The sequence below is a fragment of the Kiritimatiellia bacterium genome (assembly GCA_026417735.1).
Classification (GTDB): Bacteria; Verrucomicrobiota; Kiritimatiellia; order PWTM01; family PWTM01; genus CAACVY01.
The window spans coordinates 16,856-42,538 of record JAOACR010000024.1 but is presented as its reverse complement, the minus strand read 5'-3'; the positions used below and the strand labels follow the sequence as shown (position 1 = coordinate 42,538).

The following is a 25,683-nucleotide window of genomic DNA, read 5'->3' as shown; positions in this document are numbered from 1 at the left end:
TCCCCGACCGCGTGGCGAGCCCGGCCGAATGTGCCCGCAGGCACGGGGAGTGCCGGCGTGGGAGCGAACCCTCCACGTGTGGTCGTGGAGGTCTACGGATGGCCCGTCCGTATGGAGGGTCGGCTTCCACGCCGACCGGGCTCCTCGCGACACCCGTGAAAGAGCGCCCTCCACGTCCGCCGCGTTCCCCACCATCAACAGCATGGGCAACACACAGACCACCTCGACCCCGACCTTCTGCGTAAGCACGGACCGCCCTCAGGCAGACCTCGGGCCCAGCATCCCATACGAAACTCGTTGTCGCATGTTAGAATCCGGTTGTGGCACGCTTTGACTCGCAGCCGGAACCAGTCCGCTCGCGCAACCGTGCCATGGAGACGTCATCATGCACATCGCTCCGCTGCTTTTCGTGTTTGCGATCATGGCGCCGGGGATTGCCCCGGTGTCCCGCGCCGTCACTCTGGAGAGTGGGGACGAATTGCCTTCGCCCGCGGAAGTTGATGCGATTAACGAGTTTTCCGCCTCGCTGTACCGAGAGGTCGCGAGCGACGAGAAGAATCTGATCGTCTCACCATTCAGCGTACGAACCGCCATGGCGATGGTCGCCGCGGGCGCCGATACCACCACCGAAGCGGAGCTGGTCCGAGGGCTGCGTCTGGCATCCGACCGCGTGGAGCGGGCAGCGCGACTGCGATCAGTTCAGCGGCGCATTGCGTCGTTCAGCGGCCAGCGTGATGTCACCCTCGAATCGGCCTGTCGATTCTGGAGCCAGCGCGACTACGGGCTGCTCCCGGACTTTGTTCGCTCGGTTGAGTCGGTGTTTGAGGCGACACCTGCCCTCGCGGATTTCGTGAACAACGCGGAGGGCGTTCGCCGGGAGATCAACAAGTGGGTAGAAGAGCGTACCCGTCGGCGGATTCGCGAGCTGGTCCCGCCTGGTCTGCTCAACTCGAGCACGCGGCTGGTGTTGGTGAACGCAGTGTATTTCCTGGGCCCCTGGCTTCAGGCGTTTTCGCCGCGTGACACCCAACGGGCACCATTTCATGACGCGATGGGGGTTCCATCGGGCGAAGTCGAGTTGATGTACCGCGAGCTGGAGTTTCCGGCGGTCCGCTATGCGGAAGCGGACGGAGCGCAAATCTGCGAGCTGGCTTATCGGGGCGCGGACGTCGCGATGCTCCTTGTGCTACCGTCGCCCGGACAGTGGGGAACGCTCGCCCCCCGGCTGACGGGCAGCGCGCTGTCGGGATGGCGTCGCGCACTGCGTCCGCGCACGGTGCAGGTGTATCTGCCGCGGTTTCGCATCGAGTCTGAAGCGCGGCTGGACGCCGCGTTCGGCCGGATGGGGATGGGGGAGGCGTTCGATCCGAACCGCGCGGATCTTTCCCGCATGAGTGGCCGGCGGGAGCTCTACGTCAGTGCGGTCCTGCACAAAGCGTTCGTCGAGGTTCAGGAGAAGGGCACCGAGGCCGCCGCGGCAACCGCGGTAGTGGTGAAAGCCGTTGCAGCACCGGTTGAAGAATCGCCCGTCGTGTTCCGCGCTGACCGGCCTTTCCTGTTTGTGATTCTCGACCGTCGAACTGGCGCCACGCTGTTCTGGGGCCACGTCGTGCGCCCACCCCAACCCCCTGAACGTTGAGCGCCGCGCCGCTCGTCGCCGGAGTGGCCATGCGCTTGGCAGGCCACCATCAGTATTCCCGGATCCAGATGTTGCGGAACTGAACGAGGCTCGGCGGGCTCGTCCATTCGCCGTTCACCAGGTTCCCGTGATGCTGCAGCGCAATGCGCCCGCGCTCGGGAAGATCGGGGATCTCGACAGCCGGAATCACCAGCACCTCGTTCAGTTTTACCGACACGGTCCGCCCGCGAACGGTGATCTCGAATCGGTTCCACTCCCCAACCGGCCGGTCGGCCTGCGTGCGCGGCGTGACAGCGGCGCGCACCGCCGGCGGCATCTTCGGATCCATCCGCACACCGTACATTTCGCCCGAACCGATCGGCCAGCACCAGATGTTGACCTGATGCTTGGGCGACCCGCGCAGGTAGATGCCGGAATCGGAGTCCGGCAGAGTGAGCCGGAGAGGTTGCCCGCGCACATCGCGCGCGTGCGTCCCATCGGGCAGCACATAGGCGACCCGCGGATTTAGGTAAGGGGTTTCCTTGATCCGCCACTCGACGATCAGCGTAAAATCACCAAACTCCTGCTCCGTCCAGAGGTTCTTATCTCCCTGGGCCTCACTGCGCGCGTCGTAGTCAATCACTCCGCCCTCGACCCTCCAGTGGCCCTGGTCCCCCTCCGGTAGGATCCAACCGGTGAAATCACGACCGTTGAACAGTGCCCGGAACCCCTCCGGCGGTTCGGCCGCCGCCAACGCCGTGCCCAGCGCCATTACCGCGGTCACCATCGACCTGGACCAGGTGCTCATTGCAGCTCAGCTCCTTTGCCTTGTTCTCTCACGTCACCGACAGCCCCCCGCTTCTGCCCGCAAGGGGCCGCCGCCGTTCAGCCACGGATGTGCGCGAGCACCTCGTCGCGCCGCCGGGCCATCTCCTCCGGCGTTGCCGCCTCGAGGTTCAGCCGCACCAGCGGTTCGGTGTTTGAGGCGCGCACATTGAACCACCAGTCATCGAACTCAATGGTGAGACCGTCCAGCCGCGTGATCTTCGCTCCTGGGTAGGCGCGCTCGAGCCGCTCAAACACCGCCTCCACGTCGTCCACGCGCGAGTTGATCTCGCCGCTGGCGCAGTAACGACGGAACGGCCGGATCAGCTCTGAGAGCGGCACGTCTGCTGCGCTGACCAGATTGGCGACGTGCAACACCGCGAGCGCACTGCTCTCGGTGTAGAAATTGTCCCGAAAGTAGTAGTGCCCGGAGAGTTCGCCCGCAAACACCGCGTTGTGGTCGCGCATCTGCTGTTTGATGAAGGCATGTCCCACGCGGGACATCATCGGCCGGCCGCCCCGCTCCTCGATCACCTCGCGCACCGCGCGGCTGCTGCGCAGGTCATAGAAGATTGTCGCGCCGGGGTGCCGCTCGAGCATCGCGGCGGCGATCAGCGCGGTGACCATGTCCATGGGAACGGGCTCGCCCCGCTCGTCCACAAAGCCGGCGCGGTCCGCGTCGCCATCGAATGCGACTCCAAAATCACAACGTTCCCGACGGACCGCCTCCCGCAGGGCGTCCAGTGTTTCGGTTTTCAGCGGGTTCGCCTCGTGGTTTGGGAACGAGCCATCGAGCGTGTCGTACAACCGCACGGTGTCGAACAGCCCCTCGAGCGCGCGGGCTTCGAGGATGCCCATCGCATTCGCAAAGTCCATCGCGATGCGGAGCGGCCGGTGAAGGTGCGCGAACGAGCGCACAAACTCGCGATAGCGGTCCGCAATCGCGACGGGTCGCAACGTACCCGGCGTGGGCGCGGGCGGTTCGGCGCGGCCGCTCTCCACGATTCGCTCGATTTCCGCGATGCCGGTCGCGCCGCTGATCGGCACCGCCTGTGCGCGGCAGAGCTTGAATCCGTTCCACTCGGCCGGATTGTGCGAGGCGGTGATCATGATGCTAGCGTCCGCACCCAGCACACCGTTGGCGTGGTAGGACATCGGCGTGCTGCACAGTCCCAGGTCGAGCACGTCCGCGCCGTGCCGCATCAGCCCTGCCGCGAGCGCCTCCATCAGCGGCAACGAATGTGGACGGCAATCGCGCCCGACGACCACCGTGCGGGGCTTCAACCACGCGGCGAACGCGCAGCCGATGCGCCAGGCCATGTCGTCGGTCAGCGTCTGCCCGTAGACGCCGCGGATGTCGTACGCCTTGAAAATGCCCGCCATGGTGCTGTCCTCTTGGGCTTCCGGTTGTGACGTGATACGCTAGGCCCCCGTGGCCGGCCTGTAAAGCGCGCCGGCCGCTCAAGAGAAATGTGAAAGCGCGCACGCAAGGTGCCCGTCGCGATCGTTCCTCGGTGCTGGTTTGGTTCGACGCGGAGTTCACCACGCTCGATCTGGAGCGGGCGCGACTCTTGCAGGTGGCGATGATCGTCACCGACAGCGAGCTGCGTCGTCTCGGACCGCCGGACAATGATGTGTGCCTCACCATCCGGTTGCCACCGCGCGTGCCGGTCAGCCGTTGGGTTCGGGAACAGCTGCCGGGCTTGGTGACGGCGGCGCGGAGTGCGGAGGCGGTCACCGAGGCGCAGGCCGACCGCCATTTGGTCCGCGCGTTACGCCGCGCGGTGGGGTCGATCCCCGCGGCGGTCGAACGCCGACCGGTGCTGGCGGGCAACAGCGTGCATACCGACTGGTGGCTGATCCGCCGGTTCCTCCCCCGGTTCGAGGCCTGTCTCCACTATCGCCGGCTGGATGTGTCCACGTTGAAGTTTGAGTGGAGGCGGCTCTGCCCGCGGCTGGACTTTGACAAAGCGGACACCGCCGACCTCCGCCGATGGTATCCCGGCCCATGGACCGCCGTCGGGGGTCGGCATGACGCGTTGTTTGACCTGCATGCCTCGATCGCGGAGCTTGCCTTTTACCGCCGGCATTTGTTGCGCCGCAGTGTGCGGCCGCCGGCGGCATGGAGGAACCGCCCATGAACGGCAGCCGATGCCGTATCGTCACTTTCGCGGCCGTGCTGCTGGCCAGCGCGGCGCGTCCGGGTGGCGCACCGGCGCCGACAAACGCGCCGCCGGCCAGCGGCTCCACGACCGCTGGCGCCGCGGTTGACTACCGTAAGCTGGCCTGGTCAGACGGCCGTTTCCTGCTGGACGGACGTCCCTTCACCGGCGTCGCGGAACTCCGTGACCGCGATGGCCGGCTCAAGGCGCGATATCCGATGCGCGACGGCCAGCTGCACGGGCTCGTCGAAGAATGGTATCCCAACGGCCGGCGGAGCGCCGCGACGTGGTTCGAGCACAACCGGCGCCATGGCACCAACGAGTACTGGGACGCGGACGGACGACTGCTGAAGCGACAGGTCTGGCAGAACGACGAACTGGTGGACAGCTCCGACCCCTCCGACGTGCACTCAAGCCCTCCGCCGTGAGACCGCGCCCCGGCCATTCCTCGTTGCCGCCACAGTTTGAGCAGTTCCGCGCGACCGAGCTCTACTGCCCCCGCTGCCGCACTGCCCAGCCGGTGCGTGAACGCCTGCTTCTGGCGCTGCCCCGCAGCGATCTGCTCGAGTACCGGTGCACCGTCTGTGGAACCTCCTGCGGCACCCGCGAGGCACCGCACCCGCCGCCCGGCTCGCCGCGGGCAGCGGGTTGAACCGCCATGCGCCTCCTGGTGTTGTGCCCCGAACTGCCGCACGCCCGGGTGATCAGCGGACATCGAATCGTTTATGAGCGGCTCCAACGGCTTCTGGCCCGCGGCCACGAGGTGGGTGTGGCGTGCTTCGCGGATCAAGCCGATCAACCGCGCGCGGCGGAGTGGACAGGCCGACTGCTGGAGCTCGAAATCTTGCCGCCTCCCCCCCTCACGCGGCGCTGGGCGCCCTTGCCGGCCTGGATGCGCCGTGCACCGCCGCCTTTCTCCGAGTGGTTCAGCCCGGCGATGTGCCGACTGGTTGGTGACATGGTCGAGCGTTCCCGCTACGAGGTCGTCATCGCGGAGTTTTCGGTCATGGCGCAGGTGTTTCTCCGCAACCCGTACCTGCCGGCGGTGCGGCGAGTGGTCTCGGTGCACGAATGCGAGACCGTCGCCGCGCGCCGCCGCGCCGAACTGCTGAACTATTCGACCGCCGGCTTGCTCGAACGCTGGCGGCGAGACCGACTGGCCGTCTACGAGTTTGAGGTGTACCGTGCCGCGGACGTCATCACCGTGCTGACGCCGCAAGAACGGTACCACGTGCTCGAGTACGCGCCGGACCTGCGAACCGTGGTGATCCCCAGCGGAGTGGACACGCGGGTGTTTCGTCCGGCCGAACGGCCCACGCCGATCGACGGCATCATTTTCACCGGCCACTTCGGTCACGAGCAGAACCGAGACGCGGTGCGATGGTTTCTCGACCGCGTCTGGCCCGGCATCCGGGACCAACACCCCGAACTATTCTTCTACGTCGTGGGCCCCAACCCACCACCCGACATCCGTGACAGCCCCTGGCGGGACCCGCGGATCGTCGTCACTGGGGAGGTCGCGGACGTTCGCCCCTATCTCCACCGCTCCGCAGTGTACGTGTGCCCCATCCGAATGGGATCCGGCCTTCGCGGAAAGGTGCTGGAGGCCATGGCCGCCGGCGTGCCGGTCGTTGCCACCTCGGCGGCGGTTGAGGGCATCCCGGTACAGCCGGGCGGCACCTGCCTGATTGCGGACGATGCGGACGTGATGCGGGAACAGATCCTTTGGCTGCTCGACGACGAACCGCTCCGCCGCCGGCTGGCGCAGCGTGCGCTCGAGCTGGTGCGCGAACGGCTGTCATGGGACCGCAGTGTCGACCGCCTCGAAGCCCTTCTGCACGAGCTCACCGGTCGCGCTTTACCTCCGCGCGGCGTTCGATCCGCGGCAGAACTTCAATTGCTGCCCGGATAGCGGCGAGCGCCTCCTGCGGCTGGCCGCGGGCGGGAACGAGCGTCACCCGCATGCCCGCCGGCAGCATCGGAGCCTCGCGGCGCGCCTCGTCCAGGGCTGGCGGCCAGTCGGCCCACCAGTTGGTGCCATCAGTCGCCTCGATCCGCACCGCCACCAACCCTCGCACCAGCCGCGTCGTCACTGGCGCGGAGTCCGCACCGGGTCCGACCCGCACCCGACGGATGCGCTCCCAAACCGTTTCGCCGCGATCTTGGCCGGCCACGCGCCACACAATCTCCTCGGAGGGCCCCGCCTCCCCCTCCGCATCGGGCTCGCCCCAGCGCACCAACTGCAGGCGCGGCTGTCCCGTGTCCGCCGCCTTCGCCTCAAGCCGCAATGACGTCTCGCCCTCGGGCGCAAACGCCGATTCGACGTCGCCACCCCACGCGCGAAGCGCCGCGTCCGCCGCCAGCCATGCTCGGGAAGACGGGCGGGCGGCAAGCGCACGACGGACCGATAGCATCACCGCCGCACTCAGCAACACCACCACCGCGGTCAGCGCCACCGCGACGACCGCCTCGATCAGCGTGACGCCCCCCTGGTGGCGACCGCTCCCCCCGTTCACCACACCCGTAGGAACTTGAGCAGGAAAAGCGTGACGCCGGCCAGCGCCAGCAAACCGATGATGCCGATCGTCACATACCACATCGCCTGATTTTCCTTCCGGCGCGGGCCAAACGGCGAGATGCTGGTAAAGGAAATCGGAGCGGTCGCCGGGCCTGTCGTGACCACCACCTCCGGTTGCACCCGCGCCTCTTCGCGGGCGCTCACCTCCGCTCCCTCCGCGTCAAACAGGAACTCGATGCTGCCGACTTGCACAAGGTCCTTCGGATGCAGATCAATCTCCTTGATCTCCTGAGAGTTGACCCGCGTCCCGTTGGTGGAGCCGAGGTCCGTGAGCGTGTAGCGATTGCCGATGCGGCTGATCTGACAATGCTTGCCGGAAACCGTCGGATGGTCCAGCACGATCATGTTGGTCGCGTTACGACCGATCGTGATCTTCTCGCGGTCGAGCTCAAAGTTCTTGCCCTTTACCTCGGGCGACATTCCGATCAGCACCGCCATGACGGGCTCCTCTCCGTCGTCGGATTCGACTCTGGCCGGCCGCAGCATGAAACAACGTCGCGGCGTTGTCAACGGGCGATCCCAACGGCCTTCAACTCGCGCGCATCCGGCTGCCAACGTTGGGAAGCGGGTGGCGCACTCGTTTCCAAGAATTGGAACAGACGGCAACCGGCGCCGGACGAACCCGATGTTCGCGGCCGCCGCTCCGGCGTGCGCAAATTCCGTTGCCGGTCGATCCCTCCGCGCGTACACTGCCCCCATGCCCGAGCCGGTCCGACAACATCTTTTGCGAGCGCTGACGGATGCCTGCCGGCGTCACTACGGCGATGCGCTGGTGTCGTTGGCGGTGTTTGGCTCCTGGGCCCGCAACGCCGCCACTCCGTATTCCGATCTCGACCTGCTGATTGTCGCCGAGCCGTTGCCCGAAGGACGGCTGGCCCGCGTTCGCCAATTCGAACCGATCGAGGCCGAACTTGCACCGCTCCGCCGCACGGTATGGGGGTCGGCGGCGCCACCGCTGGACATTTCTCCGATCTTCAAAACCCCCGCGGAGGTGGAAGAGGGCAGCCCGCTGTTTCTCGATATGACCCGGCACGTGCTGTTGTTACATGACCGCAACGGATTCTTTGCCGGCTACCTCGCCGCGCTCGCTCAACGCCTGCGCGAGCTCGGTGCTGAACGACGCCCCTTCCGTGGTGGCTACTACTGGATCTACAAACCCGACGCGCGTCCGGGGGAAGTGATCCGACTATGACTTCCGACCAGCTGGCCCGGAGCTATCTGCGGAAATGTGGGGACCGTCTGGCCGCACTTGAGGTGTTGCGCGCACGCGAGGCGCACTCGGACGTCGTTCGCGAAAGTCAAGAGGTTGTGGAGCTGGCCGCGAAAGGGATTCTGCGCTCGATCGGGATCGACCCGCCCAAGATTCACGACGTCGGCGAACTGCTGTTGGAATACGCCGACCGATGTCCGGCGCTGTCACGCGAAGAGCTGGAACGGCTGGCCGCTGACTCTCGTCGCCTGCGCAGGGAGCGGGAGTTCAGTTTTTACGGGGAGGCGGACCTGATCCCCACCTCTCTGTACACCGCGGCGGACGCGGATCAGTCGCTGGAGGCGGCGCGATTTGCAACTGCGCTGTTGGAGCGTTGTATCGGCCGGCGGTGATACCGTCATCGCGGCTCAGCTGCGGATCCGCCGGCCGGACGGCTCGTCCTTGCGGCCGTGGTTGCAGCGGCAACCTGCGTTTGGCGGTCACAGTACCGGATTGTCGTGCCCCGCCCCTTCCGCATTCGGGGCGGTCCCGCAGATCAGCGCAAGCACGCTCTCCTCGATCGTCGCCCACGAGTGATTGAAAAAACGCCGGTACGCCTCGCATCGCACGCTGCGGGGACGATGCGGGTCGTCGGCATCGGCGAGCCAGCGGTGCTTGGGGCAGTCGCCGCCACACAGGGAGAGCACTGCGCAGGTCCGGCAGGTCCACGACAGCCGATCCGCCTTGTCCCGCCCGAAGCGCACCGGGGCCGGTGAATCCAGGATGTCGGCCAGCGGGCTGTCCAGCAGGTTGCTGCGGTGGTGGTACGGTTGAACGTCGCGATCACATGCGTACACATCGCCGTTCGTCTCCACCACTAGGCAGCGGCCGCACTCTGGTGCGAACTGGCACACGGTTGCGCCGGCGCCGAGGCGGGCCGCAATGGCGGACTCGATGATCTGGAGCGTCAGGCGCTCACGGTCGCGCTGGCGCCCCTCCTCGAACACGGCGATCAGAAACCTGCCGTACTCCGCGGGCGCCACGCTCCATCTCGTCCGGCGCGGTGCGGGCCCCGCGCGGCCCGTATCCAGGCCGGTGGAGTACTGAGCCGCATCCGGAACGCGTTCGATGATCGGAATGAATCGAATGTAACGGACGCCCAGATCCCGCAGGTGGCGCTCGACCTCGAGCGGCCGACTGGCGTTGACCGTGTGCACCGCCGCCAGCACGTTGAACCCCACGCCGTGGCGGGGAAGGCGACGCAGTGCCGCCACAACCGCCTCGTGCGTCGCGGCACCGTTTCACCGGCGGCGGAACGCGTGATGCGCCGACGACGGACCGTCGAGACTGAGACCGACCAGCACGCGGTGTTCCGCGAGAAAGCCGCACCAGTCGTCAGCGAGCAGCAGGCCATTGGTCGGAAGCGAGAGCCGCAGCTCGCGGCCGGAGGCGACCTTGCACGCGATCGCAACCGCACGCCGGTAGAACGAAAGGCCTGCCAGTGTCGGTTCGCCTCCCTGACAGGCGAGTACCAGCGGTCCGCCGGCCGCTTCCGCCACGCGGCGCACATACGCCGCCAGCAACACGTCCGCATCCGTGAGGGCACATCGGCGGGCAGACCGCGCCGCTTCGCCAGATCGAAAACGGCACGCCAAATTGCATTGCGGCCCGACGGGTTTGGCCATCAAACGCCATGGCGCACTCACGACGGCCCTCGATGCCACCGACCGCATCGTGTCAATCGCCCGCCGCGATGGAGCCCGCAAACGTCGGCGGGCGGAGCCCTCCGGCCCCGCCCGCCCGTTGAAATCGCCGACCGCCCGGATCAGATTGTCCGGTACTCCCAGCCAGCGCGGTATTTCTTGTCCACGAACTGCTGCAGCTCCGGGATGCCGGTGACCTTCATATTGGCGGAGTCCCAGCCAAAGGTCTTGCCCCGTCCGGCGCGCAGCGCCAGATTGCCCAGCAGCACCAGCTCCGTGAAACGCGCCGCATAGCCGAAATTCGAGCGCGCATATTCCCGCGGTTTCTCGCCGCGGCAGGCCATAAAGAATTCCTTGAAGTGCCCCGGCGAACGCTCGATCGTCGGCTTCGGCTTACCCACCGCCTGCATGTGCGACTCCGGAATCAGCCTCGGGCTGTCGCCGTAGTCCCCGGCCGAGAGCAACCCGCCCTTGGTCCCGATAAAGAGCGCACCGGTTTTCGGCAGCTCGCGATCAGCCTCGAGGATCTCCGGTTTCGCCGGCTTCTGGCCGCCGTCATACCAGTAGAAATCGAACGCCGGCTGGTTGCCCTTCGCCGGGAACCGGAAGCGCAGCTTCGAGAAGGCCGGGAAGTTGCCCTCCGGCATCTCGCCGCACTCGAGCACTTCAACCTCGACCGGCGCCAGCGGGTCCATCGCCCAGAACACGCAGTCCATGGTGTGGCAGGCCATGTCCGCCAGCGCACCGCCACCGAAGTCCCACCAGCCGCGCCAGGAGAAGGGGTGATAGACGTCCTTGCCGTTGGGCGACTTCGCCTTGTACTTGCGCCACGGCGCCGGCCCGATCCAGCAGTCCCAGTCCAGCTCGGGCGGCACAGGGTCTTCACCCTCAGGCGTCGTGACCGGCTGGGGCCAGATCGGTCGGTTTGTCCAGCAGTGGGCTTCTTTTACGGTTCCAATCGCCCCCTGCTGAATCCACTCCACAATCAGCCGGTTCCCCTCGTTCGCATGGCCCTGGTTGCCCATCTGCGTCACCAGCTTCGGATACTTTTGGTACGCGAGGAACAGCTGCCGGGCCTCCCAGATCGTGTGCGTCAGAGGTTTCTCCGTGTAGACGTGCTTGCCGGCCTGCATCGCCAGCGCGGTGGGCCCGTAGTGCTGATGGTCGGGCGTCGCGACCATCACCACATCGAAGTTCCCGGCCTCCTTGTCGAACATCTTGCGGTAATCCTGGTAGGCGCGCGCGTTGGGCCATCGCTTCGCCGCTTCACCGAAGCGCCGGGTGTCTACGTCGCAATAACAGGGACACTCGCAGCCGTTGTCGAACGCCTGCTTCACGTGTTCGGCCCCGCGCCCGCCGACACCAACAAACGCCACACGCAGCTTTTGTTCGTTGAGCTGACCGCGCAGGATGGAGGGAGCGCCCCAGACAATCGTGGACGCCGCGCCGGCGGTCTTCAGAAACGATCGCCTCGACAGTCTCGTTCTCATTCGTGCTCTCCTTGCTGGATTCACGGGGCGGGCGCATCCGGAGCCCGCCGCGCATGCGGTCCTCCGTATACCGCCGGGCGACCCCGGATGCAAATCGATTGCTCGGACTTCACTCGCGCCCCCGACTCAGCGGGCACAGGCTGCCGGGGGGGGCGGATCGTCCATGAGGCTCTCCGGCAGGCGCTCGACGAAGGCCCGGATTTCGTCGCGCACCCGCCGGTAATGCATCAGCGCCTCCTCCTCCGTTCGGGCGCCCGCCGCCAGCCGCGGAGGGTCCTCAAAGGCGCGATGCACCCGCCGTGCGCCACCAGGGATCACCGGGCAGCTCTCCCGCGCGTGGTCGCAGACGGTCACGATCACATCGAACGGCAAATCTCCAAGCTCCTCAACGCGCTTGGACCGCTGCCCGGAAATGTCCACGCCCGCCTCCGCCATCACACGCACCGCAAGAGGATTGAGGCCGTGCGCCTCAATGCCGGCGGACCACGCTTCGAACTGATCGCCCTTCAGCGCGCGGGTCCACCCCTCCGCCATCTGGCTCCGGCAGGAGTTCCCGGTGCAAAGGTAGAGAATCCGTTGTCGGGGCCGGCTGGTGTCCGGGGTCGGCATCCGGTTCATGGTCCTGAATATCCGCCCGCTCCGCCGTCAGGGCAATCCGGTCGGCCAGCAGCGATGCGTCTTGCATTCGGGGGGGACGGACGCGATAAGACCCGCCATGCACTTCGGCGGCCTTGTGTTGGGCGTGTGGTTGGCGGCCGTTGCCGTCGGCGCCGGTACGGAGGGGGTTGAGCCGTCCCGCCGTGGCGAACGTGTGGCGGAGGCGCTGCGGGCGCGCGGCGCGTCGGACGATCTGGCTGTCGCCGCGATCGCGGCGCTGCCGGTGGTCGAGTTGCGCGGTGCGGTGCCGATCGGCATCCATCATTTCAAGATGAGCTGGTGGCGGGCGCTCGCGGTTTCGGTGGTCGGCAACCTCGCGCCGATCCCGCTGATCCTGCTGCTGCTGAACCCGGTGACGCGGTGGGCCAGTCGAAGCCGGTTTGGAGAACGGCTAGTCGAGCGGCTGCTGGCGAGAGTGCGGCGGAAAGCGGCGGACATCCCGCGGTACGAGTGGTGGGGGTTGGCGCTGTTTGTCGCGATTCCGCTTCCCGCGACCGGCGCCTGGACCGGCGCGATGGCGGCCGCTCTGCTCGGCATGCCGCCGGTCCGCTCGATGGGCGCGATTGCGCTGGGGGTGCTGATCGCTGGTGCGATCGTCACCGCGCTCTCGCTGCTCGGATGGATCGGGGCCGGTGTCGCGGCCGCCGCGCTACTGGCCGCGCTGCTGGCGGGCGCCCGATCCCGGTCCCGGGCCGCCGCCCGCGATCGGGACGGCGACGGCATCACCTCCGCACAATGACCTCGACCGGACCGGTCACGGTGGTCGGTGGCGGGCTGGCTGGCTGCGAAGCGGCCTGGCAGCTGGCCCGTCGCGGCATCCGGGTGCGTCTGTTTGAAATGCGTCCCGCCCGGATGACCGGTGCCCACCGCACCGACCGGCTCGCAGAACTGGTGTGTTCCAACTCACTTGGATCCATGCTGCCGGACCGCGCCTCCGGGCTGCTGATGACCGAACTGATCTCATGCGGTTCGTTGTTGCTGCGCTGCGCGAGCGTGACCGCGGTTCCGGCCGGAGGCGCACTCGCGGTGGACCGCGACCGCTTCGCGGCGGCCGTCACCGCCGCCATTGAGGCCGAACCGCTCATCGAACTGATCCGCGAAGAGGTCCTCGCGGTGCCGCCGTCGCCCGTGATCATCGCCAGCGGTCCGCTGACCTCACCGGCACTGGCCGGCGCGCTCGCACGACTGACCGGTAGGGATCATCTGTTCTTCTTCGACGCGATCTCGCCGGTCGTGGATGGCGCCACGGTGGACCGTTCGATCGCGTTTGCGGCCTCGCGGTACGGGCGCGACGCGAGTGGCGCAGGCGACTATCTGAACTGTCCGTTCACGCGGGAGGAGTACGAGCGGTTCGTGGATGCGTTGATTTCGGCGGAGCGCGCGCCGTTGCGCGAGTTCGAACGAGACATCGAGCAGGGGGTGCGCGCGGGCCAGGGCCCCCTCTTTGAAGGGTGTCTGCCGATCGAGCTGCTGGCGCGCCGCGGACGAGAGGCGCCGGCGTTCGGACCGCTGCGACCGGTCGGCCTACGCGATCCGCGCACCGGGCGGCGCCCGTACGCGGTGCTGCAATTGCGGCGGGAAGATGCCGCCGGAGAGCGCTGGAACCTCGTCGGATGTCAGACCAACCTTCGCGAATCGGAACAGCAACGGGTGTTCCGGCTGGTGCCGGGCTTGCAAAATGCACGGTTTCTTCGGTTCGGACAAATGCACCGCAACACCTACCTCTGTGCACCGCTGCTGCTCGACCGTTCGCTGCAGTTGCGTGGCGTAGCCGGCTGTTGGATCGCGGGGCAGCTCTGCGGTGTTGAGGGCTACCTCGGCAACATTGCGACCGGCCTGGTCGCGGGCTGTGCCGCCGCGGCCGCGGTCCTCGGTCGTCCCCCTCCCGCCTGGCCGGATGAAACGATGATCGGAAGCCTGTTGCGCGCGCTGGTGACCTCTGCGCCCGACACCTTCCAGCCGATCAAGGCGAATCTCGGGCTCCTGCCGCCCCTCCCCACACCGTGCGCGCGGACGGAACGCGCCCAGAGGTTCGCCGCCCGCGCGATCGCTGCGCTCAACACCGTCCGGACCTCCTTTGCGGCCGGCCGGGACGACCCGCCCCCGACTTGCGGCACGACGAGCGCAACACCCAGCGGGGTTTGACGCGATCCGACTCGCGTGGGAGCATCTGCTCCCGACTACTGTTGGTGACGATGCACCAGGCCCTCGCAATTGCGACCGGCTGGAGTGTCACGCTGGCGGGGCTTGTAGGAGCGGAACTGCCGGCTCCGCGATCATCCCCAGACGAGCTTGAGCTGTGGCGGCAGCACCGTCTGCCGGCCCTTGAGCGGACGCTGCGCGACCGAGCGGCGCGCTACGGTTCGGCCGCGCGGGCAGAAACGCACCTGGAGCGGTTGGCCGCACTCCGACGCGACCTCGATGTGGCGACCGCGCCCGAGGTGGCCGAGGACCTTGCAAGCCGCTTGCAGGAGTTTCGCCGGGCCGTGATGCTCGATCACCCTCGGCTGCGCAACACGCCGCTGTTGGTGGTCCGTCGCCGGCCGCACAACCCGGTTGCGGTACGCCGGCGCGTGGGCGCCAACCCGCGGCTCTCGATCAGCCGCGACCCCGGTCGCGAAATTGCGCTGCCCTCCAACCACGAGTGCAACAGCTCGATCGAGCGCGACGGACACGACAACGCGATCGGTCGCTTGGACCGCGACGCTGACGGTTTCCGTTGGACGACGATCTTTGAGCCCTCCGACGGCGGCTACGTGGGCGAGTTTGACCTCGACTGGGACGCACAGCGCCTCGTGTTCACGCGGTCATTCCCGCATGCGTGGCGGCTCTGCACGATGACGCCGGACGGCCGCGAAGTTCGAGTGATCGGCGAGTTTCCGGACGACGTCGACGTCTTTGATGCGGCGTGGCTCCCCGATGGCGGCCTGGTGTTCGGCGCGACGGCAACATTCCAGTCTGTTCCCTGCTGGCACGGCCAGAAAAAGGTCGCGAACCTCTACCGGTTGGAACCCGACGGGCGGAGCTGGCGTCAGCTCTGCTTTGATCAGGATCACAACCTGCACCCCGCGGTGCTCTCCAACGGCCAGATCGTGTACAGCCGCTGGGAGTATGCTGGCATCAGCCATATTTACCTGCGGCTGCTGATGGTGATGAATCCGGACGGCACCGGTCAGCGCGCGATCTACGGCAGCAACTCGTGGTACCCGAACGCGCTGTACTTTCCCCGCGAACTGCCGGGGCGTCCCGGCCGGCTTGTCGCGATTCTGTCCGGCTACCACGGCCCCCATCGCTGCGGCCGGCTGGTCGTCGTGGATACCCGGCTCGGTGCCGGCGAAGGCGCCGGTATCTTCGAGATCACGGGCGATGGCCGGCCGCGGGAGCGGCGAATCGCCGACCAGCTGGTTCAGAACGAATGGCCGCTGTTCCTCACGCCCTATCCGATCGACGACACCACACTGCTGGTCTCGATGAAGGCGTCGCCGACCTCGTCGTGGTGCCTTGCGGTGGCGGACACGTTCGACAATCTTGCGCCGGTCTTCGAGCTGCCCGGCTACGCGCTGATCGAGCCGATGCCGCTGGCGCCACGCCCGCGGCCGCCCGCACTGCCGGACCGAACCGATCCCTCGCGCGACGACGCGCTCGTCTACATCCACGACGTTTACCAGGGGCCGGGGCTTGAAGGCGTGCCGCGGGGTACCGTCCGCAGGCTCCGGGTGATTGCCTATCACTACGGCTACCTCAACCTTGCCGGCCCTGATTACATCGGGCTGAACGGTCCGTGGGAGCCGCTGCGGATTATCGGAACGGTGCCGATCGAAGAGGACGGCTCCGCGCTGTTCCGCGTCCCGGCTCGCACGCCGATCGCGTTCCAGACTCTCGACGAGCATGGCGCCGCCGTGCAACTCATGCGGAGCTGGACGACCGCGATGCCCGGCGAATACGTCTCGTGCGTGGGTTGCCACGAGACGACACCCCAAGCCGCGCCGGCACGCCCCACTGCCGCGCTCGCACGCCCGCCGCGCGACCTTGAACCATGGCGGGGACCGCCCCGCGGCTTCGCGTTTCACCGCGAAGTTCAGCCGGTGCTCGATCACCACTGCCGTCCGTGTCACGACGGCACCGTCCCCGGCCGGCCGGATCTGCGGCCCGCCGAAGCCGTTCCCGGCTACGTCGGCGTAACGCCCTCAAAACTCACCCTGCAGCGCATGCACCCGGCGGTGCGCGCGGCGCTGGGCGACCGGGTCCGCTTTTCACCTGCCTACGAGGCCCTGGTCTCCCGAATCCGCCGGGTCGGCATCGAGGACGTGGTCGACCGACTTGTACCGGGCGAATACCACGTCGACACCTCCCCGCTCGTTCAGATGCTGCGACGCGGCCACCACGGCGTACACTTGGATGCGGAAGCTTGGGATCGGCTGGTCACTTGGATTGACCTGAACGCGCCCTACCACGGCACGTGGGGCGAGGTGGTCCCGGTGCCGGAGGGCATGCCGGCGCGTCGGTTGGCGCTGTGGCGGATCACCGGTGGGCCCCGCGACGACCCTGAGGCGGTACCGGAGACCCCCCGCTACCGGCCGCCGCCCGACTTCACGCCACCGTCGCCGCCGCCCACGCGACCTCCAGCTCCGCCCCTGCCGCCGCCCCGGCCCCGGCAATGCGAAACCGACCGCGTCACCGCCCGCCAGCGAACAATTTCGCTCGGCGAGGGCCTGTCCCTTCAGCTGGTGTGGGTGCCGGGCGGTACCGTTCAAATGGGCGATGCGGACGGCGCCGACGACGAGCGGCCGGCAACGCAGGTTGAGGTCGAGGGATTCTGGATGTCCGTCTGTGAAATTTCGAACGAACAGTTTGCACGCCTGGTCTCCGGCCACCTGAGCGGCCGTTACGGAAAGCGACATCGCGAGCCGGACGACCCCGGTCTACCGCTCGACGGGCCAACCCAGCCGGTGGTCCGCGTCTCCTGGCACCAGGCACGCGAATTCTGCCGGCGCCTGTCCGCGCTGCTCGGCGAACCGTTTGATCTTCCCACCGAAGCGCAGTGGGAGTACGCGGCACGGCTCGCCGGCTGGCCGCGCGTGCCGGATCTGCAGTCCCGCCGGTTGAACGCCGCCGATGCCACGTTCCTCGGTCTTGCGAACACCGCGCTGCTCGCGCGCGTCACCGGCGGCATCGAACACCTGCTGCTGGACGGCGAAACCGGCGTGCCGGCCGTCGGCGACGATGGCCACATCGTCACGGCGCCAGTCGGAACCCTCGGGGCCGACTCCTTGGGTTTGTGCGACCTCATCGGCAACGTCGCGGAGTGGACGCGGAGCCGTTACGCTCCCTATCCCTATGCCGAGCACGACGGCCGCAACGACGACCTGCCGGACGGTGAACGAGTGGTCAGGGGCGGCTCGTTCTTTGATCCGCCCCCGCTGTGCCGCCCGACAATCCGCACAGCCTATCCCCCTTGGCGACGTCTATTCAACGTGGGGTTCCGCGTCGTTTCCGCGGGCCGTCCCCCCTCCGTTGCCGCCCGTTGATCCCGGCAAGCTCTAACGCGGACGGCGTGGCGTCGGCGGGATGGGCCGGCCGAGGCGTTCCAGCACCTGACACATGTCGTCCCAGACCTCCCAGAAGCGGGTGGTTTGGTCGCCGCCCGCGCGCAGCAGATAGGAGGGATGATAGGTTGGCATCACGGGAATGCCTCGGTACTCGTGCCAGCGCCCCCGCAGTTTCGTGATGCCTTTGAGCCCCAGCAGCCCCAGCGTTGCGGTACCCCCCAAGCAGACGATCACCTTGGGTCGCAGCACCTCTAGCTGCTCCTGCAGGTACGGCAGACACGCCGCCATTTCCTCTTCGCTCGGCGGCCGGTCCCGCACACCCGCCCCGCCCTCTGTCGGACGGCACTTCACAATGTTCGCGATAAACACCTGCTCGCGCGTGAACCCCATGCGCGTGATCAGCCGGGTGAGCAGCTGTCCCGCCGGCCCGACGAACGCCAGCCCCTGCCGGTCTTCTTCCGCGCCGGGCCCCTCGCCCACAAACACTAGCTCTGGCCGCGCGCAGCCCTGACCCGGCACGGTGCGGTTCCGCGTGCGATGCAGAGGACAGCGCGTACAGACCGCAATGCGCCGGGCGATCTCCTCCAGTCTCGACTCGGGGTCACCACCCGTGACCGTCGCCGCGGGCGGCGGCATCACAGCCTCCACCGGCCGAGGCACCGTCATGCAACCAGCGGCCACTGAGCGCCCGAGCCTCTCCAGCGTCGCGGGGCTCACCCCGCTCTCGCGCACGCCCTCCTCCAGCTCGATTGCGACCGCCTCGCGCAACTCGCGCACTGCAGCGGCGAGGCGTTGCCGGACCTCTGCGCGCAGCTGCTCAGAGATCATAGCCGGCCCGATACTCACGCCGGACGTAGCGGTTGGCTTCATCGCTGTTCGTGAACCGCAGCGCAGCCGGATCCCAGTCGAGCTTTTGTCGGGTGCGAATCGCAATGTTGCCGGCCAGCACCAGCTCGGTCAACGGCCCCGCGTGATCGAAGGAGTTGTCCACGCGCGGCGCCCCCTTGATCGCCGCAATCCATTCCTCGTAGTGGCCCGGCGAGCGCGGCAGCGACGGCGGCGGTGCCCGGCCTGCATACTCGCGCATCGCGGCCTCCGGCAGCAGCCGGCTGCCGAGCATCACACCTCGCTCACCGATGTACAGCTCACCGTGATCCATCTTCTCCCAGTCGCGCTCGGGCTCCAGCGCTTCCGGCCGGGGAGGTTTCCGACCGCCGTCGTACCAGATCAGCTTCAGCGGCGGCCGGCCCGCGGGCCGCGCAAACGTGTAGGTGACGATGGACCACTCGGGATACATGTCCTCCGTGAACGGTCCGCTCTCGGCCTCCACAGAAAAGGGGCCCTTCATTTCATCGAGCGCCCAAAAAATCGGATTGATCTCGTGACAACCGATGTCGCCGAGCGCACCGGTGCCGAAGTCCCACCAGCCGCGCCACACGAAGGGGTGATACACCGCCTCGTGGCGAAATGTTCGCATCGCGCGGGCGGGGTGATCCGCCGGCCACTTCGCCACAAACGGTCGCTCCGGCGCCGGGCCGAGCCAGCTGGACCAGTCAAAGCCCGGCGGCGGAGCCTCCGCACCCGCCGGCCGCGTTGCGCCCTGCAGCCAGATCGGCCGGTCGGTCCAGATGTGAGCCTCGCGCACCTCACCGATCGCGCCAGCGCGGATCATCTCGATGAACCGCCGCGTTTGCTCCGAGGCCTGTCCTTGGTTGCCCATCTTCGAGACAACGCGGTACCGCCGCGCGGCGAGCGTCAGTTGGCGTGCCTCCCAGATCGAGTGCGTGAGCGGCTTTTGCACCAGCACATGCTTCTGCCGCCGGATCGCCCACAGCGCCGCCGGAAAATGGATGTGATCGGGCGTCGAGATGACGACCGCATCGAAGGAGTCGCTCATCTCATCGAACATCCGCCGGAAATCTGTGAAAAACCGCGCACTCGGGAACTTCTTGCGAGCGCCCTGCGCGCGGTTCGGGTCGGCGTCGCACAGCGCGACAATCTCGTTGCCGGGCGCGACCCCCTCTAGATCGCTCATCCCCTTCCCGCCCACACCGATGCCGGCAATGCGCACCCGCTCGGAGGGCGGAGGCTCGCCACCACGCCCGACCACCCACGGTCGGACGATCATCCAGCCGGCGGCCACACGCAGACAGTCTCGTCGGCGTAGTGTGGTCATGGTTGAGGTCTCCCTGCGGGCCCGCGAGCGGGCGCGTTGGTGAACGGAGCTGCGCGACGCCGCGCCGCCGCGAGCGCAGCGGCGACGACCTCGGGCGGCTCCGGCGTCGCCCCCATGTCGCCGGTCTCCCGAATCCACTCGTCCAGCGCGCGTCGCAGCCGTGCGAGCGCCGCGCGCGCCTCGGGATCATCGGACGCGGCCAGGTTGCGCGTCTCCCATGGGTCGCTGTCCAGATCGTACAGCTCCTCCTCCGGCATGCGCGGCGCGCAGAGCGCGGCCTGCAGCGGGGTCAGCTCGCCGCGCGCGTTCAGTTCCTTCAGCAGGTTCCACACCGGGTACTGCCGCTCCTTGTAAGCATTGGGCGCCAGCAGTGGCACCTCCGGGGTGAAGTTGCGGATGTATCGCCAGCGGCGGTCTCGGACGGTGCGAATGCGCATCACCGTTTCGTCGCAGCGGTCCCGGGCACCAAACACGAACTCTCGCTCCGGCTCGGCGCGCTCACCGAGGAATACTCGGCCCTGCATTCGGGGTGGTTTTGGTGCGCCCGCGATCGCCAGCATCGTCGGCGCCAGGTCAATGCCGTGCAGCAGCCGATCGTCTACGGTTCCAGGACGGAAGCCGGCCGGCGGCGGCAGCGCTCGCGCCCACCGGATGATCAGGGGCACGCGCAGGCCCGAGTCGTAGCAGAACTGCTTGCCGCGAACGTGTGCCTGCCCGTTGTCCGCGAAGAAGACGACCACCGTCGTGTCCACCAGCCCATCGCGCTCGAGCGCCTCGAGCACCAGACCGACCTTGCGGTCGAGTTCGCTGATCTCGTCCAAATACGCCGCCCAGTCCGCACGGGTGACGGGATGGTCGGGATAGTAGGGCGGGATCTCGACCTTCGCGGGGTCCGCGCGGCGGGGCGCCCGGAACGGCCGGTGCGTCTCGCTGAAGTTCAGCTGCGCATAGAACGGCGTGTGCGCCCGAAGATCGCTCCAGCGGTCGGAATCGAACGGCGAGCCATCGGTCTCGAAGTTCCAGTCCGTCTTGCCGGTGCCGCGGAAACCGCATTCGGGGGGCAGTTCCCGGATGTTCGCGGTGAAGTAGCCGACCTCGCGCAGCCAGTCGGTGAGCAGCCGGACGCCGTCGGGCAACCGCCAGCCGTCGCCGCGGTGCGATCGGTGGTTGTGCGCACCGATGCTGGTCGCGTACATCCCCGTCATGAACGCGGACCGACTCGGCGAACAGACGTGGCCGTTGAAAAAGCGAGTGTAGCGGACGCCCTCCGCCGCGAGCCGATCGAGGTGCGGCGTGAACACCTCGGGGGTTCCGTAGCAGCCCAGTTCAGGTCCGAGGTCCTCCGCGATCAACCACAGCAGGTTCGGCCGCTGCGCGGCGGAGGCCGTAAGCCCCAGCGCCATCACCCACCCCGCGACAGAAGCCACCGAGCGTCGATGCATCCGACCGCCTCCTTGTTCTGCGAACGATATGCCGCCTGCGCTCCGCGGCGCAAGCGCTTCCGCCCACCGCTCAGCCTTGCATCGCGGAAGGCCGTCCCCCGCCGCCGCCGCGGCCGCAGCGGCTCGATTTGGCGGTGCATACGGGCTATGCTCGCGCGCCTTCGGAGCACGCGGATGGCAGGCCCCGGCACATTCGAGCTCCTGGCGCGCGACGGCGCCGCGCGGCGCGGCCGGCTGCACACCGCGCACGGCCCGATCGACACCCCCGCGTTCATGCCGGTGGGCACCGCGGGCGCGGTGAAAGGGGTCGCACCGGAGGAGCTGCTCGCGCTGGGCTACGAAGTGGTGCTCGCGAACGCCTACCACCTTTTCGCCCGGCCCGGCATCGAGCGGATCGAGGCGCTGGGCGGACTGCACCGCTTCATGGGTTGGCCGCGCGCGATCCTCACCGACAGCGGCGGTTACCAAGTCTACAGCCTCTCGAGCCTCCGGCGCGTCAGCAGCGAGGGCGTCGAGTTCCGTTCGCCCTACGACGGAACGCGACACCTGCTGACACCGGAGCGGGTGATGGAGATCCAGCGACGGCTCGGCTCGGACATCGCAATGGTGCTCGACGAGTGCCCACCCGGCGACTGCGACGACGCGACGGCTTGCCGCGCCGTCGAGCGCACCCTAGACTGGGCGATTCGATGCGCGCGCCAGCCGCGGGCGGACGGCAGTCTGCTCTTTGGCATCGTGCAGGGGGCGGGCCACCCCGCGCTGCGCGCGCGGTGCGCCCGCGCGCTTCGCGAGATCGGCTTCGACGGCTACGCGATCGGCGGAGTGAGCGTTGGCGAGCCGGAGGAGCGGATTCTCGCGGCAGTCGAGGCCACCGTGCCCCACCTGCCGCCGGAGCGTCCGCGGTATGTGATGGGCGTCGGAGGCGTGGTGCAGATGCTGGACATGATCGGCGCGGGCGTGGACCTGTTCGACTGCGTGATGCCAACCCGGCTTGCGCGGCACGGCACGGCGTTCACCTCGCAGGGCCGCTTCCCGCTGAAAGCGGCCGTCTACGCGGACGACCCCCGGCCGGTCGAGGACGGCTGTCGCTGCGCTGCGTGCCGCTCGTTCAGCCGGGGCTACCTGCGGCACCTGCTGCAGACCGGCGAAATGCTCGGGCTGCGTCTGCTCACGCTGCACAACCTCGCGTTCTACGCCGCGCTGATGCGTCGCGTCCGTGCCGCGATCGAGGCGGGACGGTTCGGCGAGCTCCGCGCGGAGATCGCCGCGACGTATCACGAGCCCTCGCAGGAGCACCTGCGCGCCGCGGCGCCACCGGAGACCCACCGATGAGCCCCATGTGCACTTGGCTGGCGACCGGCACCGCCGCGCCGGAACAGTCCCCCCTGATGATGCCGATGATGCTGCTGCTGATGATCGCCATGTTCTTTTTCCTGATCATCCGCCCGCAGCAACGGCGGGAACGCGAACGGCAGGCGATGCTCGCCGCGTTGAAAATCGGCGACCGCGTCGTGTTCGCGGGCGGGCTGATCGGCATGATCACGGGGCTGCGCGAGAAAACCTGTATGATCCGCATCGCCGATGGCGTGAAGGTCGAGGCGCTGCGCGGCGCGATCACACAGGTGCTCTCGAAGGACGAGGCGCCCGCCGAAGAGCCGCGCGGCACCTGAGGCAGTTTCGGGTTCCAACGGGAGACCCTTCATGCAGAAGACACCCTGGTGGCAGTGGATGATCCTCGCCGCGGCATTGCTGGCCTCCGCCGCGGTGGTGTGGCCGCCGTTCGACCGCACCGACGCGAACGGCCGCATCGTCCGGCGCGGTAAGCTGCGGCTGGGCCTGGACCTTCGCGGTGGCACCTCGTTCACCGTCGAGGTGGACCGCGACGAGCTCCGCAACCAGCTGAAGCAAAAGAGCCCGGACCTCCAGGGCGACGCGCTGGAAGCGGCGGTCGAGCGAGAGGCGCGCGCCTCTCGCGACGTCGCGCTCGAGGCGATCCGCAACCGCATTGACGGCCTCGGCATCGCCGAGCCCCAGATCTACCCGCAGGGCTCGGACCGGATCATCGTCCAGATGCCCGGCGTCGACGCCGCAAAGCGCGAGGAGGCCCGCCGCGCGATCCAAAGCGTTGCATTCCTCGAGTTCCGGCTGGTGCACAAGAACAGCGACGAATGGGTACGACGACTGTTCGAGGAAGAGCGTGCGCCGCGCGGCTTCCGCATCGAGGGCACCAGCCCCGACAATTTCCACTACGTGCGCGATCCCGCCGCGGTGCCGGACGAGGAAATGGACTCGCGGTTCTGGGCGGAACTGCGCCGGTTCGCACCGCGCGAGGGCGCTGACTTCATGTTGCAGCGCGACGAGGACGAGGAGACTCGGCGCGTGATCTGGCGCCCGATGTACGTCGAGCGCACGCCGCTGATGACCGGCAGCATGGTGCAGGATGCTCGGCCTGACAGCGACCAGCTCGGGCGGCCGGTGGTGGAGCTGCAGTTCACCCGCGCGGGCGCACGCAAGTTCACGCAGATCGTGCGCGACTACCGGCCGAACGGCGAGATGAACCGCAACAACGAGCGCGGCCGCCGGCTCGCGATCATTCTGGACGGCGTGCTCCGCTCCGCACCGGAGATCACCGACCGTTTCCCGCACGACCAAACGATCCGCTCCTGCGAAATCAGCGGCCGCGGCATGGACCTGCGCGAAGTGCGTCAGCTCGTGAACGTGCTCAAGACCGGTGCGCTGCTCGCACCCATGAAAATCACTCAGGAATTTTCCGTGGATCCGACGCTCGGACGCGCGTCGGTGCGGTCCGGGCGGAACGCGATCCTGATCGGCCTGGCGCTCGTCGCGGCGTTCATGCTCGTGTACTACCGCGTCGCCGGCGCGATCGCCGACCTCGCGCTGTTACTCAACGCGGTGTTGCTGCCGCTGGGCCTGTTCCTGATCGCCGGTCTGTTCGCGGTGTTTGCCCGAACACCCGGCATGCCCCAGCTGCCCACGCTCACGCTGCCCGGCATCGCCGGCATCGCGCTCATGTTCGGCATGTCGGTGGACGCGAATGTGCTCATCTACGAGCGCATCCGAGAGGAGCTGAAAGCCGGCAAGCACCTCGTCGCGGCGATTCTCGCCGGCTACGAAAAGGCCTGGGTCACCATCCTCGACGCCAACGTGACCACGGTGCTGGCCGCGATCGTGATGTTCTGGTGGGGCACCGGCCCGGTCCGCGGGTTCGCGGTGATGCTGACCGCCGGCATCCTGGTCAGCTTGTACACTGCGGTCGTCGTCACGAAGATGGCGTTCAGCGCGCTGACCGCTCGCAACCGCCTCACCCAGCTGCGCATGATGGAGTGGATCCGTTCACCTTCGTTTGACTTCCTCGGGCACCGCCGGCTGGCCGCGGCGATCTCCGGCGCGCTGCTCGCGCTGACGGTCGGCGTGTTCGCGGTGCGCGGCACGCGCACGCTCGGCGTCGAGTTCACCGGCGGCACCGCGCTGACCATCGAGTACCAGCGCGCAGTCCCGGACACGGAGCTGCGCGCCCAATTGCGAGCGGCGGGCGTGAAGGGCGAACCGCTGGTTCAATACCGCGAAATTCTCGGTGATGCAGCGGGTCGTCGGCTCGTCGTGCAGGTGGGACCGGACGATGCCGCCGCGGCGGAGGCGGCGCTGGCCGAACGGTTTGCGGACGCCGGTTTTCGCATCGTACAGCGCGAGGAGATCGGTTCGCACATCGGCGCGGAGCTGAAGCGTAGCGGCCTGCTCGCGCTGTTCTGGGCGCTGGTCGGCATGGTCGTGTACATCTCGCTCCGGTTCGAGTTCGCGTTCGCGATCGGCGCGATCGTCGCGCTGGTGCACGACGCGATCCTGTCCGTCGGCGTATTCTGCCTGCTCGGGCGGCAGCTCAGCGCGCCGATGATCGCAGTGATTCTGACGATCGTCGGTTACTCGGTGAACGATACGATCGTCGTGTTCGATCGCATCCGCGAGGGGCTGAAACTGTGGCGCGGCCGTTCCTATGTGGAGGTCGCGAACCTCGCGATCAATCAGACGCTCAGCCGCACACTGCTGACCGCCGGCACCACGATCCTGACGGTGTTGGCGCTCTACCTCTTTGGCGGCGGCGCGATTAACGACTTCGCGCTGTTGCTGTTGATCGGCCTCGTGATCGGCACCTACTCCTCCATCTTTATCGCGACGCCGGTGATGCTCCTCTGGCACCGCACGCCCATGACCGCCCCGACCGCCGCGCCCGCGACCGTACGGCGCGGCGGCCGTCGCGGTGGCTAACGCCGAGCCC

Annotated in this window: 24 protein-coding genes; 13 read left to right on the top strand and 11 right to left on the bottom strand. The window is 67.9% G+C overall.

The features are described 5' to 3' along the window. The first annotated feature begins 385 nt into the window (after positions 1–385). Positions 386–1,639: a serpin family protein gene (locus N2652_12675; protein MCX7820041.1), complete on the top strand. Its 1,254-nt coding sequence runs from the start codon at positions 386–388 to the stop codon at positions 1,637–1,639. A 49-nt stretch (positions 1,640–1,688) separates the two neighbouring features. Here N2652_12675 and N2652_12670 read toward each other — a convergent pair whose 3' ends face one another. Together N2652_12670 and N2652_12665 are read right to left on the bottom strand one after the other, a co-directional pair. Then, entirely contained in the window at positions 1,689–2,426 is a 738-nt protein-coding gene (locus N2652_12670; GenBank protein ID MCX7820040.1) for a DUF1080 domain-containing protein, read from the bottom strand. A gap of 77 nt (positions 2,427–2,503) precedes the next feature. After that, positions 2,504–3,826 (bottom strand): phosphomannomutase/phosphoglucomutase, encoded by a 1,323-nt coding sequence (locus N2652_12665; protein ID MCX7820039.1) that lies wholly within the window; start codon positions 3,824–3,826, stop codon positions 2,504–2,506. Positions 3,827–3,915: 89 nt separating this feature from the next. Between N2652_12665 and N2652_12660 the strand changes: the two genes are divergently transcribed. The 4 genes from N2652_12660 to N2652_12645 are packed head-to-tail and all read left to right on the top strand — an operon-like array spanning position 3,916 to position 6,517. Beyond that, positions 3,916–4,584: an exonuclease domain-containing protein gene (locus N2652_12660; protein MCX7820038.1), complete on the top strand. Its 669-nt coding sequence runs from the start codon at positions 3,916–3,918 to the stop codon at positions 4,582–4,584. Next, positions 4,581–5,033 carry a hypothetical protein gene (locus N2652_12655; GenBank protein MCX7820037.1) on the top strand — a complete coding sequence of 151 codons (453 nt, stop codon included), beginning with the start codon at positions 4,581–4,583 and terminating at the stop codon, positions 5,031–5,033. The genes N2652_12660 and N2652_12655 overlap by 4 nt, the downstream gene beginning before the upstream one ends. Further along, complete coding sequence (locus tag N2652_12650; protein MCX7820036.1) at positions 5,030–5,257, top strand: hypothetical protein; 228 nt, start codon at positions 5,030–5,032, stop codon at positions 5,255–5,257. The genes N2652_12655 and N2652_12650 overlap by 4 nt, the downstream gene beginning before the upstream one ends. A 6-nt stretch (positions 5,258–5,263) precedes the next feature. Then, positions 5,264–6,517 carry a glycosyltransferase gene (locus N2652_12645; GenBank protein ID MCX7820035.1) on the top strand — a complete coding sequence of 418 codons (1,254 nt, stop codon included), beginning with the start codon at positions 5,264–5,266 and terminating at the stop codon, positions 6,515–6,517. Here the strand turns inward: N2652_12645 and N2652_12640 are convergent. Next, positions 6,450–7,121 carry a prepilin-type N-terminal cleavage/methylation domain-containing protein gene (locus N2652_12640; GenBank protein ID MCX7820034.1) on the bottom strand — a complete coding sequence of 224 codons (672 nt, stop codon included), beginning with the start codon at positions 7,119–7,121 and terminating at the stop codon, positions 6,450–6,452. The two genes, N2652_12645 and N2652_12640, sit on opposite strands and share 68 nt — an antisense overlap. Further along, complete coding sequence (locus N2652_12635) at positions 7,118–7,621, bottom strand: FHA domain-containing protein (GenBank protein ID MCX7820033.1); 504 nt, start codon at positions 7,619–7,621, stop codon at positions 7,118–7,120. Before N2652_12635 ends, N2652_12640 begins: the two co-directional genes overlap by 4 nt. A 259-nt stretch (positions 7,622–7,880) precedes the next feature. On the opposite strand from N2652_12635, the gene N2652_12630 reads away from it, so the two are divergent. Further along, positions 7,881–8,375 carry a nucleotidyltransferase domain-containing protein gene (locus N2652_12630; protein MCX7820032.1) on the top strand — a complete coding sequence of 165 codons (495 nt, stop codon included), beginning with the start codon at positions 7,881–7,883 and terminating at the stop codon, positions 8,373–8,375. Next, positions 8,372–8,785: a HEPN domain-containing protein gene (locus N2652_12625; GenBank protein MCX7820031.1), complete on the top strand. Its 414-nt coding sequence runs from the start codon at positions 8,372–8,374 to the stop codon at positions 8,783–8,785. Before N2652_12630 ends, N2652_12625 begins: the two co-directional genes overlap by 4 nt. Positions 8,786–8,872: 87 nt before the next feature. On the opposite strand, the gene N2652_12620 is transcribed toward N2652_12625, so the two are convergent. From N2652_12620 to N2652_12605, 4 genes are all read right to left on the bottom strand, one after another. Further along, positions 8,873–9,646, bottom strand: coding sequence for a radical SAM protein (locus tag N2652_12620; GenBank protein ID MCX7820030.1), 774 nt, complete (start codon positions 9,644–9,646; stop codon positions 8,873–8,875). A 27-nt stretch (positions 9,647–9,673) separates the two neighbouring features. Then, on the bottom strand, positions 9,674–9,958 hold the full coding sequence (locus N2652_12615; protein ID MCX7820029.1) for a hypothetical protein: 285 nt from the start codon (positions 9,956–9,958) through the stop codon (positions 9,674–9,676). 239 nt (positions 9,959–10,197) lie between these two features. Next, positions 10,198–11,565, bottom strand: a complete 1,368-nt coding sequence (locus N2652_12610) for a Gfo/Idh/MocA family oxidoreductase (protein MCX7820028.1) — start codon at positions 11,563–11,565, stop codon at positions 10,198–10,200. Positions 11,566–11,691: 126 nt separating this feature from the next. Further along, positions 11,692–12,183, bottom strand: a complete 492-nt coding sequence (locus tag N2652_12605) for an arsenate reductase ArsC (GenBank protein ID MCX7820027.1) — start codon at positions 12,181–12,183, stop codon at positions 11,692–11,694. A 97-nt stretch (positions 12,184–12,280) separates the two neighbouring features. Here N2652_12605 and N2652_12600 point away from each other — a divergent pair, with 97 nt between their 5' ends. From N2652_12600 to N2652_12590, 3 genes are read left to right on the top strand one after another with little or no spacing between them, the layout of a single operon-like run. Then, positions 12,281–12,961, top strand: a complete 681-nt coding sequence (locus N2652_12600) for a small multi-drug export protein (GenBank protein MCX7820026.1) — start codon at positions 12,281–12,283, stop codon at positions 12,959–12,961. Further along, complete coding sequence (gene trmFO / locus N2652_12595) at positions 12,958–14,367, top strand: methylenetetrahydrofolate--tRNA-(uracil(54)-C(5))-methyltransferase (FADH(2)-oxidizing) TrmFO (GenBank protein ID MCX7820025.1); 1,410 nt, start codon at positions 12,958–12,960, stop codon at positions 14,365–14,367. Before N2652_12600 ends, trmFO begins: the two co-directional genes overlap by 4 nt. 50 nt (positions 14,368–14,417) lie before the next feature. Then, positions 14,418–17,750, top strand: a complete 3,333-nt coding sequence (locus tag N2652_12590) for an SUMF1/EgtB/PvdO family nonheme iron enzyme (GenBank protein ID MCX7820024.1) — start codon at positions 14,418–14,420, stop codon at positions 17,748–17,750. A gap of 12 nt (positions 17,751–17,762) precedes the next feature. Here N2652_12590 and N2652_12585 read toward each other — a convergent pair whose 3' ends face one another. From N2652_12585 to N2652_12575, 3 genes are read right to left on the bottom strand one after another with little or no spacing between them, the layout of a single operon-like run. Further along, complete coding sequence (locus N2652_12585) at positions 17,763–18,599, bottom strand: uracil-DNA glycosylase (protein MCX7820023.1); 837 nt, start codon at positions 18,597–18,599, stop codon at positions 17,763–17,765. Continuing rightward, positions 18,589–19,947, bottom strand: a complete 1,359-nt coding sequence (locus tag N2652_12580) for a Gfo/Idh/MocA family oxidoreductase (protein ID MCX7820022.1) — start codon at positions 19,945–19,947, stop codon at positions 18,589–18,591. The genes N2652_12585 and N2652_12580 overlap by 11 nt, the downstream gene beginning before the upstream one ends. Then, on the bottom strand, positions 19,944–21,389 hold the full coding sequence (locus N2652_12575) for a sulfatase (GenBank protein MCX7820021.1): 1,446 nt from the start codon (positions 21,387–21,389) through the stop codon (positions 19,944–19,946). The genes N2652_12580 and N2652_12575 overlap by 4 nt, the downstream gene beginning before the upstream one ends. A 174-nt stretch (positions 21,390–21,563) precedes the next feature. Here N2652_12575 and tgt point away from each other — a divergent pair, with 174 nt between their 5' ends. The 3 genes from tgt to secD all read left to right on the top strand — a co-directional run bounded on the left by tgt (position 21,564) and on the right by secD (position 25,673). After that, positions 21,564–22,721 (top strand): tRNA guanosine(34) transglycosylase Tgt, encoded by a 1,158-nt coding sequence (gene tgt, locus N2652_12570; protein MCX7820020.1) that lies wholly within the window; start codon positions 21,564–21,566, stop codon positions 22,719–22,721. A 65-nt stretch (positions 22,722–22,786) separates the two neighbouring features. Further along, positions 22,787–23,059, top strand: coding sequence for a preprotein translocase subunit YajC (gene yajC / locus N2652_12565; GenBank protein MCX7820019.1), 273 nt, complete (start codon positions 22,787–22,789; stop codon positions 23,057–23,059). Between the two features lie 31 nt (positions 23,060–23,090). Further along, positions 23,091–25,673, top strand: coding sequence for a protein translocase subunit SecD (gene secD, locus N2652_12560; protein MCX7820018.1), 2,583 nt, complete (start codon positions 23,091–23,093; stop codon positions 25,671–25,673). The last annotated feature ends 10 nt before the right edge of the window (positions 25,674–25,683 follow it).